The 13,601-nt window shown below is 60.2% G+C and carries 16 protein-coding genes; 9 read left to right on the top strand and 7 right to left on the bottom strand.

The features are described from left to right. Nucleotides 1-62: 62 nt before the first annotated feature. From yjgA to FGL65_RS14725, 5 genes are all read left to right on the top strand, one after another. Entirely contained in the window at nt 63-608 is a 546-nt protein-coding gene (gene yjgA, locus FGL65_RS14705; protein ID WP_147822027.1) for a ribosome biogenesis factor YjgA, read from the top strand. Nucleotides 609-681: 73 nt separating this feature from the next. Beyond that, the gene (locus FGL65_RS14710; RefSeq protein WP_147822028.1) at nt 682-945 is read left to right on the top strand and encodes a hypothetical protein; all 264 of its coding nucleotides are present in this window, start codon (nt 682-684) and stop codon (nt 943-945) included. Between the two features lie 350 nt (nt 946-1,295). Beyond that, nucleotides 1,296-1,694: a hypothetical protein gene (locus tag FGL65_RS14715; RefSeq protein ID WP_147822029.1), complete on the top strand. Its 399-nt coding sequence runs from the start codon at nt 1,296-1,298 to the stop codon at nt 1,692-1,694. Nucleotides 1,695-1,880: 186 nt separating this feature from the next. Beyond that, nucleotides 1,881-2,771, top strand: a complete 891-nt coding sequence (locus tag FGL65_RS14720) for a DMT family transporter (protein ID WP_250645506.1) — start codon at nt 1,881-1,883, stop codon at nt 2,769-2,771. Nucleotides 2,772-2,803: 32 nt separating this feature from the next. Further along, nucleotides 2,804-3,574, top strand: coding sequence for an FkbM family methyltransferase (locus FGL65_RS14725; protein WP_147822030.1), 771 nt, complete (start codon nt 2,804-2,806; stop codon nt 3,572-3,574). Here the strand turns inward: FGL65_RS14725 and FGL65_RS14730 are convergent. Then, the gene (locus tag FGL65_RS14730) at nt 3,571-4,419 is read right to left on the bottom strand and encodes a 1,4-dihydroxy-6-naphtoate synthase (RefSeq protein ID WP_147822031.1); all 849 of its coding nucleotides are present in this window, start codon (nt 4,417-4,419) and stop codon (nt 3,571-3,573) included. The genes FGL65_RS14725 and FGL65_RS14730 overlap by 4 nt on opposite strands. A gap of 111 nt (nt 4,420-4,530) precedes the next feature. Between FGL65_RS14730 and FGL65_RS14735 the strand changes: the two genes are divergently transcribed. The 4 genes from FGL65_RS14735 to FGL65_RS14750 all read left to right on the top strand — a co-directional run bounded on the left by FGL65_RS14735 (nt 4,531) and on the right by FGL65_RS14750 (nt 8,273). Continuing rightward, nucleotides 4,531-5,187 (top strand): TetR/AcrR family transcriptional regulator, encoded by a 657-nt coding sequence (locus FGL65_RS14735; RefSeq protein WP_147822032.1) that lies wholly within the window; start codon nt 4,531-4,533, stop codon nt 5,185-5,187. After that, the gene (gene mqnE / locus FGL65_RS14740; RefSeq protein ID WP_147822033.1) at nt 5,184-6,287 is read left to right on the top strand and encodes an aminofutalosine synthase MqnE; all 1,104 of its coding nucleotides are present in this window, start codon (nt 5,184-5,186) and stop codon (nt 6,285-6,287) included. The genes FGL65_RS14735 and mqnE overlap by 4 nt, the downstream gene beginning before the upstream one ends. 85 nt (nt 6,288-6,372) lie before the next feature. Continuing rightward, nucleotides 6,373-7,443 (top strand): cyclic dehypoxanthinyl futalosine synthase, encoded by a 1,071-nt coding sequence (mqnC, locus tag FGL65_RS14745; RefSeq protein WP_147822034.1) that lies wholly within the window; start codon nt 6,373-6,375, stop codon nt 7,441-7,443. Further along, nucleotides 7,440-8,273: a menaquinone biosynthetic enzyme MqnA/MqnD family protein gene (locus FGL65_RS14750; protein ID WP_147822035.1), complete on the top strand. Its 834-nt coding sequence runs from the start codon at nt 7,440-7,442 to the stop codon at nt 8,271-8,273. Before mqnC ends, FGL65_RS14750 begins: the two co-directional genes overlap by 4 nt. Before the next feature lie 149 nt (nt 8,274-8,422). On the opposite strand, the gene pyk is transcribed toward FGL65_RS14750, so the two are convergent. The 6 genes from pyk to rpsK form a co-directional block, all read right to left on the bottom strand. Continuing rightward, nucleotides 8,423-9,847 carry a pyruvate kinase gene (gene pyk / locus FGL65_RS14755; RefSeq protein ID WP_147822036.1) on the bottom strand — a complete coding sequence of 475 codons (1,425 nt, stop codon included), beginning with the start codon at nt 9,845-9,847 and terminating at the stop codon, nt 8,423-8,425. 64 nt (nt 9,848-9,911) lie between these two features. Then, a complete protein-coding gene (locus tag FGL65_RS14760; RefSeq protein WP_147822037.1) occupies nt 9,912-10,838 on the bottom strand; it encodes a selenium metabolism-associated LysR family transcriptional regulator in 927 nt (308 codons plus the stop codon). Between the two features lie 98 nt (nt 10,839-10,936). After that, on the bottom strand, nt 10,937-11,491 hold the full coding sequence (gene rplQ / locus FGL65_RS14765) for a 50S ribosomal protein L17 (protein ID WP_147822038.1): 555 nt from the start codon (nt 11,489-11,491) through the stop codon (nt 10,937-10,939). Then, nucleotides 11,481-12,521, bottom strand: a complete 1,041-nt coding sequence (locus FGL65_RS14770) for a DNA-directed RNA polymerase subunit alpha (protein ID WP_147822039.1) — start codon at nt 12,519-12,521, stop codon at nt 11,481-11,483. The genes rplQ and FGL65_RS14770 overlap by 11 nt, the downstream gene beginning before the upstream one ends. A gap of 14 nt (nt 12,522-12,535) precedes the next feature. Then, nucleotides 12,536-13,162 (bottom strand): 30S ribosomal protein S4, encoded by a 627-nt coding sequence (rpsD, locus tag FGL65_RS14775; protein WP_147822040.1) that lies wholly within the window; start codon nt 13,160-13,162, stop codon nt 12,536-12,538. A 12-nt stretch (nt 13,163-13,174) separates the two neighbouring features. Beyond that, nucleotides 13,175-13,558, bottom strand: coding sequence for a 30S ribosomal protein S11 (gene rpsK, locus FGL65_RS14780; RefSeq protein ID WP_147822041.1), 384 nt, complete (start codon nt 13,556-13,558; stop codon nt 13,175-13,177). Between the last annotated feature and the right edge of the window lie 43 nt (nt 13,559-13,601).

Below are 13,601 nucleotides of genomic sequence, written 5' to 3' on the forward strand. Positions count from 1 at the left end.
GCAGCGCCCGGGGAGCTTGCCAGAGCAGCCCTCGCCATGTAACAAAAACCGCCGGAGGAAACATGGTCCCATACAAAGACGAAAACGACGAGGAACGGGAATATTCAGCCCCGAGCCGCTCGCAGCTCAAGCGGGAGATGACCGCGCTGCAAAAGCTGGCCGAGGAGCTGGTGGACCTGGGGCCGGAGCTGGCCAAGAAAGCGCCGTTGAATGACAATCTTCTGGCCGCAGTCACCGAGTCCTTCAAAATCAAGAAGCACGAAGCCCGTCGCAGGCATTTCCAGTATATCGGCAAACTCATGCGCGACATTGATCCGCAGTCCCTGCAGGACTACATCGAGACCATCCGCAGCGGCCGCCAGGCCCAGACCGGGGCCTTCCACGAGTTGGAACAATGGCGCGACCGCCTCATGGAAGGGGACGACGAACTCGTGGAAGAACTCGTCGAGCGCTTCCCGGACATGGACATCCAGCGTTTCCGCCAGATGGTGCGCAACGCCCGCAAGGAACGCGAATCCGGGAAAAAGCCCAAGGCGTTTCGCGAGCTGTTCCGCATGCTGCGGGCCGCCCAGGAACAAGTTGCCGACGAAAACGCCCCCGAGGCTTGACGCAATCCTTTTACGCCTTACTTATTGAACAACAAAAAGATTTCAACGGCCACGGCCACAGGAGGATACAGTCGTGAAACATACCTATGCAGGTGTCACCACAGAGCTCGAGGACAGGGTTTGCCCGCATTGCAACACGCCGCTTGAACCGTGGGTTGCCCCGCCGCAGTCCGGCTGGGGAGTGATCCTGGTCTGCAACAACAACGAATGTCCGCACTATACGGGCTCCAAGGAAGACATCGAAAACAAGCGCGACGACTCGCACCTGGGCTGCCGCTACGCGGAAAACCCGGACAACGGGTACAAGCCCTTCAACCTCCTGGCCGTCTGCCGCTAGACCGGCCCATGCAGCAAGAAAAGCCCCGGCGATTCACAAGACATTTTAATAATATTAAAGGAATCGCATGAAATAGATTGCCCCCTGTTTGCTTAAGCAAATAGGGGGTTTTCTTTAAGCAATATATGTTCTCAAATCGCTTAGTTGTGCCGAACTCCCTTTTGGATATGATCGTAAGCAGCGTACTGTTATAAGACATTTTTTCTTGTCCGTTGCAATCGTCGCCCACCTTTTCTGGTACTAATCAAATAATTTTGAAATCCTTGCGATTAAACACACAGCCTTGTAATAATGGCCGCATGTGTAGTTATATAAACTTGATCGTCGACAATTGGCTGACGGTGCTTTCTATGGCAACTCTGGTCGCAGCAGTCTGGGCCTGTATTATTTCGCAAAAAAATCATAGGCTCACAGTAAAAAGTCAGACCCCGTCCATTCGTCTTGCTGACGACCGGATGAACAAAGGCGGACTTTTGACCACAAATATCAGTGTTAACAATGTTAGCGGTGACGACATGCCGATATTGGGAATCGACACCGGCGATGGCGTCCTGATAGAATCCCAAATCAAAATCAAGGCGCACCCCTGCAAGAATCAAATGCAGAAGTCAATCGATCTGAATGAAATCGCCTATGCACACGAAGTTTGGAGTTACGAATTGTTTATCCAATCTGACCCAAATTGCTCTTTGAAAGCCACTCAAGTCAGAACGGCCAGTGGCTATCGGATACTGATCTCCAAACGGTAGCATTTGTATTATCCCAAACTGCCTATCAAAACTACGCTAACTTAAACATCTCTATGGATAAAGCCCCGGCGATCCCGGGGCTTTTTTTTCGCCTTCACACCCGGCTTCCCGCCTGTTTTTTCCATTTGCTTTCGCCACAAAGGGTGCTACTTCTCGCCAGTCGCACAAATATATCAGGAGTCGCACGTGACCTTACAAGACGGTAAAACCGTTGCCTTTCTCGCCCTCATGAGCGCTGTCCTGCTCTGGGCAAGCTCCTTCCCGGCCCTAAAGCTGGCCTTCGAGGTCTACGACCCCATGGTGGTCATCTTCGGCCGCATGTTCGTGGCCAGCCTGTGTTTCCTGCTGGTGATCAAGAACTTCCGCACCATCAACTACCAGAAGGGCGACTGGAAGAAACTCCTGTTCATGGCCGTGTGCGAACCGGGCCTGTATTTCGTGTTCGAGGCCATGGCCTTGGAGAACACCGAGGCGACCCAGGCGGGCATGATCTGCGCCATGCTGCCCCTCATGGTGGGCTGCGTGGCCCGCTTCTACCTCAAGGAGCACTTTTCACGCAAGACGGGCATCGGATTCGCCCTGGCCGTGGTCGGGGCCATAACCCTGTCCCTGGCCGCCGAACCCACGGGCACCGCGCCCAATCCCATGCTCGGCAACTTCTACGAATTCATGGCCATGGTCTTTGCCACGGGCTACATGATCACTCTCAAGAACCTGACCCAGCGCTACAGCCCCTGGTTCCTGACCATGATCCAGGCCTTTGTGGGCTCCCTGTTCTTCTTCCCCCTACTTTTCCTGCCGACCACGGCAGCGCCCGCCGGGTTCGATCTGTTCGGCATCGGAGCCATCGTCTACCTGGGGGTCTTCGTGACCATCGGCGGCTACGGGCTCTACAACGTGGGTATGAGCAAGATCCCGGCGGCACAGGCCTCGGCCTTCATCAACCTCATCCCGGTGTTCACGCTGATCATGAGCTGGCTCATCCTGGGCGAGACCCTGAACATGATCCAGTACGCGGCCTGCGCCCTGGTGCTCGTGGGCGTCTGGTACAGCCAGGACAATAAATCAACAGGCTGACAAAATTCTCCATACGTGTCATAATTGCCCGCATGAAAAAAGTATTTCATGTCGGGCGGTTTTCGTTCAGGGCCCACGTCCGGGAACGTCTTGCCCGGTTCTGGGACCTGGTGGAACAGGGGCGTTGGGAGCCGGCCACCTTCGAAGCATTTGAAAGGTACATCCGCCCGGGCTGCGCCTTCGCGGACATCGGAGCCTGGATCGGCTCCACCGCCCTGTTCGCCGCGCACATCGCAAGCGAGGTGCACGCCTTCGAGCCCGACCCTGCCGCCTTTGCCACGCTCACGGCCAACCTGGATCTCAATCCGGAGCTTGCCCCGCGCATCCGGGCAATAAACGCCGCCGTGGCGGATTTCGAGGGCGAGCTGCCCATGGCCGCACCGGGCAGGCAGGGCATGAGCGAGACCTCCAGCCTGCTGGCGGGCGCGGGCGAAACGTTCACGGCTCCGGCCCTGGACGCCGCGAAACTGTTTGCGAATGGGTTGTCTCACGTGGAATTCGTGAAGATGGACATCGAGGGCGGCGAATACGCCACCATCCCGGCCATGAAGCAATTTCTGGAGGACAGAAAGCCCGTGGTGCTGCTCTCCCTGCACCCGCGGAACCTGGGGATCGGCCTGGCCGAAGCCGAACGGACCTCACTGGTGGAACATAAGACCACAGCCGTGCTTGACGCCTTCAGGGGGTACGGACGCGTCCAGACCGTGACCAGCAGGGAAATCCTGCCCGCCCCGGCCGTGGAGCGATATTTCGAAAAAGGGGAATACGCGGACGCGGGAGAGTCGCTGCTCTTCCTGCCCTAATCGCAGGGCACAAACACGGGCTTGTCCGGCAGGTTCCCGCCGGTCATACGGGCCGCCTCCTGCAACAGCGCCATGACGGCCCCGCGCCCTTCCTCACCCACATCCATGCTGTATTCGGTCACAAAGGTCCTGATGTGCTCGGCAATGACCGCCTCGTCCATCTCCTGGGCGTGCTCGCGGATATAATTCATGGGCGCTCCCGGGTTGTCCCAGGAATATTGCAGGCTTGCGCGGATGGCCGCTTCCACGGCCCGCGCAGTATCCACACCCAGGGACCGGCGAACCGCGATGGCTCCCAGCGGAATGGGCAGGCCCGAAAATTCCTCCCACCACTGCCCCAGATCCATGAGCTTGCACAGGCCGTAGGATTCATAGGTGAAGCGGCCCTCGTGGATCACCACCCCGGCGTCCACCCGGCCCTCCCGGATGGCGGGCATGACCTCGTCAAAGACCATCTCCACCAGCTCCACCTCGATTCCGGCCTGGCGGCAGCACAACCCGAAAAGCAGGTTGGCCGTGGTCCTGCGGCCCGGAATGGCTATCCTCGTTCCGTGCAGGTCGCGCAGGAGACAGTCCCGACCGCTGACCAGCACCGGCCCCACGCCCCGGCCGAGCGCACCGCCCGCGCCCAGCAGCATGTATTCGTCCAGGATCTCGGCCGCGGCAGCCACCGAAACCTTGCAGATATCCAGCTCGCCCCGGGCGGCCCGCTGGTTGAGTTCCTCCACGTCCGCCAGGGTCACGTCCAGCCTTTCGGCGGGAGCGGGGACCACACCGGCGGCCAGGGCGTAAAAAATAAAGGTGTCGTTGGGGCACGGCGAGTACCCGAGAGTCAGTTTGGTCATGGTCGAAGTCGTCTTTCTGGTCATTGTCGTTGACAGGGTTTCGGGGCGGCTATACAACAACGGTGACCAGGTGGTCACCACGCCTGAACAACCCCGAGAAAAGCAAGCACGATGCCGGCAAATCCAGAGACATTTCTGAACCTTCCCGAAGAAAAACGCAAGCGCGTCCTCGACGAGGCCACCCGCGAATTCGCGGAGCACGGCTTCCACCAGGCCAGCGTCAACCGCATGGTGGGCAGGCTGGGCATCGCCAAGGGGTCCCTGTTCAAGTATTTCGGCACCAAGCAGGGAATCTTCGAACACCTCTTCGGCCACGCCATCGAGCTGTTCAAGGCCCCGCTCAAGGAGATCCGCGAATCCACCAGGGACGGCGACTTCTTCGAGCGCGTGCGCAGAAGCATGCTGGCCGGGCTGGATTTCATCGAGGCCCACCCGCGCCTCTACAGCATCTATTTGAAGATGCTCTACCAGGAAAATTTCCCCCTGCGCGAAAAGCTGCTGGGCCAGATCCGGCAGGCCTCCACCAAATTCCTGCGCGGGCTGGTTGAGGAAGCGAAGAGCAACGGGCAGCTCCGGGACGACCTGGACACGGACATGGCCGTGTACCTGCTGGACGGGGTCATGGACCGTTTCTTCCAGTCCGTGTCCCTGCCCTTTCTGGACGCCAACGCGGGCCTGTACAAGGCAGACCGCACAACCATAGAAAACCGGCTCGACAGCGTCATCGCCTTCATGAAGGACGGCCTGTCGGGCACTGGTGCATCATGATCGAAAAATTCATCTCATCCGACTATTTTGAAAACATGGGACTGGGAACCGTGCGCGACAAGGTCCTGGACGGGGAGCGGCTCGGCATCGAGGACGGCATGCGCCTGTTCGAATGCGACGATCCCCTGGCCGTGGGCGCGCTGGCCCATCAGGCGCGCATCCGCATGAACGGCTGCAAGGCCTTCTACGTCATCAACCAGCACATCAACTACACCAACGTCTGCGTCAACGCCTGCTCCTTCTGCGCCTACCAGCGGGAAAACGACGGGCAGCAGGGAGCCTTCGTGCTCGGCAGGGACGACATGCTGGCCAAGATCGACGGAGCGGGCATGGCCCCGCGCGAGATCCACATCGTGGGCGGCTGCCACCCGAAGCTGGGGCTGGCCTATTTCGAGGACATGCTCTCCTCCATCCGCGAGCGTCTGCCCGAGGCCGTGCTCAAATGTTTCACGGCCGTGGAGATCGCCCACTTCGCCAAGCTGGAAGGCATCCCCACCACCCAGGTGCTCGCCCGGCTCAAGGCCGCCGGCCTGAACATGCTGCCCGGCGGCGGGGCCGAGATCTTCGCCCCGGCGGTCCGCACCCGGATCTGCGCCCGCAAGAGCGATGCCGACGAATGGCTGCGCGTGCACGGCGAGGCGCACGCCCTGGGGCTCAAGACCAACTGCACCATGCTCTTCGGGCACATCGAGTCCCATGCGGACCGACTGGACCATCTGGACCGGCTGCGCCGCCAGCAGGACGAGACCGGTGGATTCACCTGTTTCATCCCCCTGCCCTTCCTGACCGAAAACAGCAAGCTGGCCATCGACAACCCGCTCACCGGCCTGGAGCAGCTGCGCACCATCGCCGTGAGCCGTCTCATGCTCGACAACATCCCGCACATCAAGGCCTACTGGGTCATGCTCGGGGTCAAGGTTGCCCAGGCCGCACTCAAGTTCGGCGCCGACGACTTCGACGGCACCGTGGTCGAGGAAAAGATCGGCCACGAGGCGGGCGCGGATTCGGCACAGGCCATGACCCGCGCCGAGCTGGAAGGCATGATCACCGGCTGCGGGTTCACCCCCGTGGAGCGCGATTCGTATTTCAATGAAATTTAGAGGTGTTTGAGGGAAACCTTTTGAAAAAGATCTCCCTCAAGCTCCCTTCCAAAACTTTTTGGCGGCTTCGCCCTGAGAGTGAACAATGAGTTTGGAAAATATATTTGAAAAAGTATTGGCTGGAGAACGTATCGGTTTCGATGAGGCCGATGCGCTCTACAAGGATGCGGGCTTTCACGAACTGGGATGGCTGGCGCACCAGGTGCGGCTCCGGAAGCATCCCGAGCCCATCGTCACCTACGTCTCGGACCGCAACATCAACTACTCCAACATCTGCGTGTGCGGCTGCAAGTTCTGCGCGTTCTACCGCGCGCCGGACCAGGAAGGCGGCTACGTGCACACCTTCGAGGAGATCGGGCAGAAGATCCAGGAGACACTGGACCTGGGCGGCACCCAGATCCTCATGCAGGGCGGGCATCACCCGGACCTGCCGCTCACCTGGTACGAGGAGATGCTCCGGTACATCAAGGCCAACTACAAGGTGCACGTGCACGCCTTTTCCCCGCCCGAGATCGTCTTCTTCAGCGAGCTGGAAGGCATCGGCACCACCGAGGTGATCGAGCGGCTGCACAAGGCCGGGCTCGACTCCATCCCGGGCGGCGGCGCGGAAATCCTGGTGGACGAGGTCCGCTCCCAGGTCTCCCCGCGCAAATGCCCCGCGGGCCAGTGGCTCGGCGTCATGGAGGAGGCACACCAGCTGGGCCTGCGCACCACGGCCACCATGATGTTCGGCCATCTGGAGACTCCCGAGCAGCGGCTGCAACACCTGTTCAACGTGCGCGAGTCCCAGGACCGCACCGGCGGGTTCACGGCCTTCATCCCCTGGACCTTCCAGCCCGACCACACGGCCCTGCCCCACTGCCGCAAGCTCACCAGCGTGGAATACCTGCGCACCCTGGCCCTTTCGCGCATCGTGCTCGACAACGTGGACAACATCCAGGTTTCCTGGGTGACCATGGGCCCGGGCATCGCCCAGCTCGGCCTGCATTTCGGGGGCAACGACTTCGGCTCCACCATGATCGAGGAGAACGTGGTCAAGGCCGCCGGCGTGGCCTTCCGGCTCTCGCGCGAGGAAATCCACCGGCTGGTGGAGGACGCTGGGTTCACGCCCAGGCAGCGCACCATGGACTATACACTGCTGGAGAACAGACAGTGATCCGGCTCGGCAAAATCGGCTACCTCAACGTGCTGCCCATCTACCACCCGCTGGAAAACGGGCTGGTGGAAAACGACTTCGACATCGTCTCCGGGCCGCCCTCGCACCTGAACCGGCTCATGGACGAGGGGTCGCTCCAGGTTTCGGCCAGCTCCAGCATCGAATACGCCCGGCACCCGGAAAAGTACTACCTTGTCCCGGATATCGCCATCGGCAGCCGCGGCCCGGTGCAGAGCGTGCTGCTGCTCTCGCGCATTCCGGCGCGCAGGCTCGACGGACGCACCGTGCTCGTCAGCTCCCAGACCCATACCTCGGCCGCGCTGCTCAAGGTGCTCATGCAGCAGCACTGGGGCGTGTATTCCAACTTCATCACCGGAGACGCCACGGCGGTGCTGGACCGGGGAGAACGGCCCGACGCCATCCTGTGCATCGGCGACGAGGCGCTGGAACTGCGCAGGCACAAGGACTACCCCGTGCGCGTGGATCTGGGCGAGGAATGGCGCAACCAGACCGGCCTGCCCTTCATTTTCGGCGTCTGGATCGTCCAGCGCGACGCCTGGGCCCGGAACAGGGAAGGCGTGGAAAACGCGTGCAGGACGCTGCTGACGGCCAAACAGTGGGGCGTGGACAACATCAAGGCCATGTGCACCCTGGCAGCCGAATCCAGCCACATGAACAGCGAGGAGATGTGCTCCTACTTCGACGGCCTGGTCTACGACCTGGGCCCGGCCGAACAGATCGGCATGAAATACTTCTACACCCAGCTCGCCAAGACCGGCCTCATCAAGAAGGTTCCCGAGCTGGAATTTCTTCCGGATTTCACTCTTTAATCCCCCTCATGCACAGCCGCATCAAAGGCTGTTCAGAAAGGATTGGAGACCTGGCGCAAAAAGAAGGCGACCCGCAGCGTATTACCAATACGTGAGGAGTCGCCTTTTTTGCGGCAACAAAGCAGACAGGCCCTTTTCAGCAGCCTTTCCTATCCTTTGTAATAGACCTTGACCTCATTGGTATGCAGATCCTCCCTGCCGGGCGTTTTCTGCCCTGCGGTAATAACCACGCTCTGGCCGGGCTGGATGCCGGACCATTGCTCCACGAAATGCTGGCACCGGGCCAGATGGCTGGGCTGGTCGCGGTCCACATGGTGCGGGATCACGCCCCAGCTGAAATTGAGCAGATGCCGCGACATGGCGCGTGGAGTCAGGGCATGGATGGGCGCAACCGGCCGCCGCCCGCTCACGCGCTGGGCCGTGGTGCCGGAACGGGTGTGGCAGATAAGCGCGGCTGACCGGGTCTGCTCGGCCAGCAGGCAGGCGCAATAGGCCAGGGTCCGCTCGGGATCGGGCTTGCCGCCCGGCGAAAGCGGTCCCCCGCTTCGCTGCAGCCCGTACCCTTCGGCCTTGTCCGCAATACGCGCCATGTAGGCCACGGCCTCCACCGGATGCTTGCCAATGGCGGTCTCCTCGGAAAGCATGACAACGTCGGCCCCGTCCAGGATGGCATTGGCCACATCCGTGGTCTCGGGCCGCGTGGGCGCGGGGTTGTCCACCATGGAAATGAGCATCTGGGTGGCCACGATCACGGGCTTGTCCCTGCGGCGGCAGGCATCGATGATCTGCTTCTGCATGATGGGCAGGTCCGGCAGCGGGCATTGCACGCCCAGGTCGCCCCGGGCCACCATGAGCCCGTCCGCCACGTCCAGGATGGTTTCCAGGTTGTCGTAGGCGGCCTTCTGCTCCATCTTGGCGATAATGGGCACCACCCGGCCGCACTCCTCCATGGCCCGCCGCAAGTCCACGATATCCTGCTTGGTCTGCACAAAGGACATGGCGGCCGCGTCCACGCCCAGCTTGAGCGCTCCCTCCAGGTCCACGCGGTCCTTTTCGGTCAGGGCCGGGATGGAGAAAAACTTGCCGGGAAAGGCGATGCCCTTGTGGGAGGTGATCAGCCCGTTGTTGTGGGCCTTGAGCTCCACGGCGCAGGGCTTGAGCACGCTGGTGACGGTCAGTTCCACCATGCCGTCGCTCAGGAGCACGGTGTCGCCCTTGGCGAGATCCTTCAGGATGGCCGTATCCTCGAACGGCAGGTAGAGCCGCCCGCCCTCGTGCTCCATGCGGTCGGCCTCGGGGCCGAGCACCAGCCGGTCGCCCCGGATGATATGGGCCGGAGACTTGTACAGGTCGCCGATGCGGATCTTCGGGCCGCTCAGGTCGGCCATGGCCGTGAGCGTGAGTCCCAGTTCCTTTTCCAGGCTGCGGACGTTGTCCATGACTTCGGTGAAGGAATCCGCTGAACCGTGGGAAAAATTGAGGCGGAAAATGCGCACACCCGCCTTGGCCAGGCCGCGCATGGTCTCCAGTCCGCTGGAGGCCGGTCCGAGAGTGGCAATGATTTTGGTCTTCATGAAAATCCTCCGGTTATCGCTCGCAGGATACCGGGTTTTCACGAATTATGGCAAGGCGAATCCGTCACGATCCGGTTCCGTTCAGGAAAATGTCGCCCGCGCGGCGTTCGCAGAAATTCAGGAAGGCGCGCACTGCAGGGAAGAGATCCCGCTCGGAATGATAGGTCAGGTAGAATTCCCGCTTCCAGACCAGGTCCTGGACGTCCAGGACGACCAGCTGGCCCCGGTCGATATAGGGCTGGGCAACGAACCTGGAGGTGGTGGAGACCCCCACCCCGGCCAGGACACATTCCAGGGCCGCGCTGGTGCTGTCCACCCAGGCGCGGACATTGAGCTCCTGCAGCGAAAGCTTGCCCTGCACGGCCTCCTCGAAGGCCTTGCGGGTGCCGGAGCCCTTTTCGCGCATGACCCAGGGCAGCTGCTCGAGGTCCGCGATTTTCCACGGCCCCTTGAACCCGTTGAGATGGTTGTTGAACTGCACGGGGGCAACCACCACCATGTCGTCCTGGAGAATCAGGGAGGAAGCAAGACCCGGCAGGTCGGGCTTGCGACCCACCAGCCCCATGATCAGGTCGCCGTTGTAGACCTTGTTCAGCACCTGGGCAGAGTCGCCCACAGTCAGGGAAAAGCGAACGTCCGGGTGCATCTGGCAAAAGGCGGCCATAAGCCGGGGCATCATGTGGTTGGCGGGGATGGTGCTGCCGCCCACGTTCAGATCGCCGATGACCTTGTCCCGCAGCAGCAGGATTTCGGTCTGCACCCGCTCCAGGTTCTCGAAGACCCTGCTGGCACTGGTGTAGAGGATCTCAGCGGCCTGGGTCGGAACGATGCGCCGCCCCAGACGATCGAAGAGCAGAACGTCCAGTTCGTCTTCCAGAAAGGAAATATGCGAGCTGATGGTGGGCTGGGAAAGAAACAGTTCCTTGCCTGCCTTGGAGAAACTGCGCAATTCATAGACCTTACAAAACGCTTCGAGCTTTCTGATATCCATTTCAGTCGATCCTATTGATAGAAATTTTCGATACCAAAACACAAAAAGAAGGCAGGCGCAAGGCCTGCCTTCCATAAGAAACCGAATTTGTCTTCAGATTATTCTTCAGACTTTTCAGCGGATTCCTCGGCGGGCTTTTCCTCGCCTTCATCCTTTTTGGCGGCTGCCTTCTTGGGAGCGGCTTTCTTGGCGGGCTTTTCAGCCTTTTCCTCAGCCTTGGCTTCCTTCTTGGGGGCTGCCTTCTTGGCGGGCTTTGCTTCCTCGGCCTTGGGCTCTTCAGCCTTGGCTTCACCGGCAAGCTTGGTCAGCTCGATGATCACCATGGGAGCTGCGTCGCCCTTGCGGGGGCTGGACAGCTTGATGATGCGGGTGTATCCGCCGGTTCCGCCTTCAAAGCGGGGACCGATTTCATCGAACAGACGCTGGACCATCTGGTGGCTGCCAAGAATCTTGTAAGCCTGACGACGGGCGTGCAGGTCGTTCTTGAGGGCCATGGTGATCAGGCGGTCAACGATCTTCCGCAGTTCTTTAGCCTTGGCTTCAGTGGTACGGATGGATTCGTAGGTCAGCAGTGCCTTGGCCATATTCCTGAACATGGCCTTACGGTGAGACGCACTCCGGTTGAGCTTTCTTCCAGACTTCCTATGCCTCATTTTTCTCTTTCCTCTTCAGCCATTCCTGATATTTTTTATCAAAGTCCTCAAGGGACATACCGAACTTGAGCTGCATTCCATCCAGAACACGGCGGATTTCGTCCAGGGACTTGCGGCCGAAGTTCTTGGTCTTGAGCATCTGAGCCTCGGTGCGCTGCACCAGCTCGCCAACCAGCTGAATGTTGGCGGCCTTGAGGCAGTTGGTTGCGCGAACGGAAAGTTCGAGCTCATCGATGCTCTTGAACAGGTTCGGGTTGAGATCGATGTTGTCTTCTTCGCTCTCGTGGGTCTCGGAGGTCATTTCATCAAAGTTGATGAAGACGGAGAGCTGGTCCTTGAGGATCTTGGCGCTGTATGCACACGCGTCCTCCGGAGTGACGGAACCGTCAGTCCAGACTTCGAGGAGGAGCTTGTCGTAGTTGGTCATCTGGCCAACACGAGCCTGCTCGATGTTGTAGGCGACCTTGACGATGGGTGCGAAGCTGGCGTCCAGGGGGATCAGGCCGATCTCGTCGGCGAGGCCCTCGTGCATGTCGGCGGGCAGGTAGCCCTTGCCCATGCGGACTTCCAGCTCCATCTTCAGGGGCCGGTCCTCGGTCAGGGTTGCGATGTGCTGCTCGGGATTCAGAACCGTGACGTTCTGGTTTTCCTTGATCATCGCGGCGGTGACCGGACCCTTCTTGTCGGCCTCGAGAACGATTTTCTGGGGCGCGTCAGTGGTCATGGCCAGCCGGATGGATTTGAGATTGAGGACAACCTCGGTCATGTCTTCCAGCACACCTTCCATGGTCGTGAACTCGTGCTGAACCCCTTCGATGCGGGCGGCCACGATGGCACAGCCCTGCAGGGAGGAGAGCAGGATACGACGCATGGCGTTGCCGATGGTCGTTCCATACCCGCGCTCCAGAGGCTCGCACACGAACTTCGCATACGTCCCGGAGGACTTTGCGTCGCGAACGAGTTTCTCGGGCTTGACGAGTTCGGACCAGTTGCGTGTGTTGATAAGCTTGTCGCCGTTCTGAATAAGCATGCAGTGCACCTATACTATTTTGAATACAATTCGACGATGAGCTGCTCGTTGATCGGGAACTGAATGTCTTCCCGACGGGGCAGGGCCTTGACCATGCCCTTGAAGTTGGCACCGTCGGATTCGAGCCACTCGGGGCAACCGCGGCGAGCAATGACTTCCTGGGCTTCGGTGATCACGGGAATCTTCCTGCTTTCCTCACGAACCTCGATGACATCGCCGGGCTTGACCTGCATGGACGGAATGTTCACGCGGCGGCCGTTCATGACGAAGATACCGTGGCGCACCAGCTGGCGAGCCTGGTCGCGGGAGTTCGCGAAACCAAGACGGTAGATCACGTTGTCGAGGCGGCGCTCGAGCAGGAACAGCAGGTTGTGACCGGTCACGCCCTTCATGCCGTCGGCACGATGGTAGTACAGGCGGAACTGGCCTTCCAGCACGCCGTACATGCGGCGGACCTTCTGCTTTTCACGAAGCTGGATGGCGTAGTCGCTCATCTTGCGGCGCATACGACCGGACGGGCCAGGAGCGTAAGGACGCTTTTCGTAGGCGCACTTGTCGGTGTAACAGCGATCGCCCTTGAGGAACAGTTTCTGACCCTCGCGGCGGCACAGTTTGCACTTGGCTTTAGTATATCTTGCCACTTTAAATCTCCTTTAAACCCTGCGGCGTTTCGGCGGACGGCAACCGTTGTGCGGGATCGGGGTCACGTCACGAATGAAGGTTACCTTGAAACCGGCGGCGCTGATGGCACGCATGGCGGCTTCACGGCCGGAACCGGGGCCTTTCACCACGATGCCGACAGTGCGCATGCCGTGGTCCTGAGCGGTACGGGCAGCGTTTTCAGCGGCGATCTGGGCTGCGAACGGAGTGGACTTGCGGGAGCCCTTGAAGGCTGCACCGGCACTTGCCCAGCTCACAACGTTCCCTTTCGGATCGGTGAAAGTGATAATGGTATTGTTGAACGTGGCCTGGATGTGGGCGACGCCAACAGGAATGTTCTTTTTCTCTTTCTTCTTAGTACGGCGGGGTCTAGCCATTGCCGGACACTCCCTTTAAAATATTTCCGTTAAGAGTAAAGCG

Source organism: Salidesulfovibrio onnuriiensis, assembly GCF_008001235.1.
In the GTDB taxonomy this organism is placed as follows: Bacteria; Desulfobacterota; Desulfovibrionia; order Desulfovibrionales; family Desulfovibrionaceae; genus Pseudodesulfovibrio; species Pseudodesulfovibrio onnuriiensis.

What these genes read in the sequence shown, in the direction of transcription:
- FGL65_RS14715 (WP_147822029.1), top strand. Translation starts at nt 1,296, where the DNA reads ATGGCAACTCTGGTCGCAGCAGTCTGGGCCTGTATTATTTCGCAAAAA.
- FGL65_RS14725 (WP_147822030.1), top strand. Translation starts at nt 2,804, where the DNA reads ATGAAAAAAGTATTTCATGTCGGGCGGTTTTCGTTCAGGGCCCACGTC.
- FGL65_RS14735 (WP_147822032.1), top strand. Translation starts at nt 4,531, where the DNA reads ATGCCGGCAAATCCAGAGACATTTCTGAACCTTCCCGAAGAAAAACGC.
- rplQ (WP_147822038.1), bottom strand. Translation starts at nt 11,491, where the DNA reads ATGAGGCATAGGAAGTCTGGAAGAAAGCTCAACCGGAGTGCGTCTCAC.
- FGL65_RS14760 (WP_147822037.1), bottom strand. Translation starts at nt 10,838, where the DNA reads ATGGATATCAGAAAGCTCGAAGCGTTTTGTAAGGTCTATGAATTGCGC.
- mqnE (WP_147822033.1), top strand. Translation starts at nt 5,184, where the DNA reads ATGATCGAAAAATTCATCTCATCCGACTATTTTGAAAACATGGGACTG.
- pyk (WP_147822036.1), bottom strand. Translation starts at nt 9,847, where the DNA reads ATGAAGACCAAAATCATTGCCACTCTCGGACCGGCCTCCAGCGGACTG.
- rpsK (WP_147822041.1), bottom strand. Translation starts at nt 13,558, where the DNA reads ATGGCTAGACCCCGCCGTACTAAGAAGAAAGAGAAAAAGAACATTCCT.
- mqnC (WP_147822034.1), top strand. Translation starts at nt 6,373, where the DNA reads ATGAGTTTGGAAAATATATTTGAAAAAGTATTGGCTGGAGAACGTATC.
- FGL65_RS14730 (WP_147822031.1), bottom strand. Translation starts at nt 4,419, where the DNA reads ATGACCAAACTGACTCTCGGGTACTCGCCGTGCCCCAACGACACCTTT.
- yjgA (WP_147822027.1), top strand. Translation starts at nt 63, where the DNA reads ATGGTCCCATACAAAGACGAAAACGACGAGGAACGGGAATATTCAGCC.
- FGL65_RS14770 (WP_147822039.1), bottom strand. Translation starts at nt 12,521, where the DNA reads ATGCTTATTCAGAACGGCGACAAGCTTATCAACACACGCAACTGGTCC.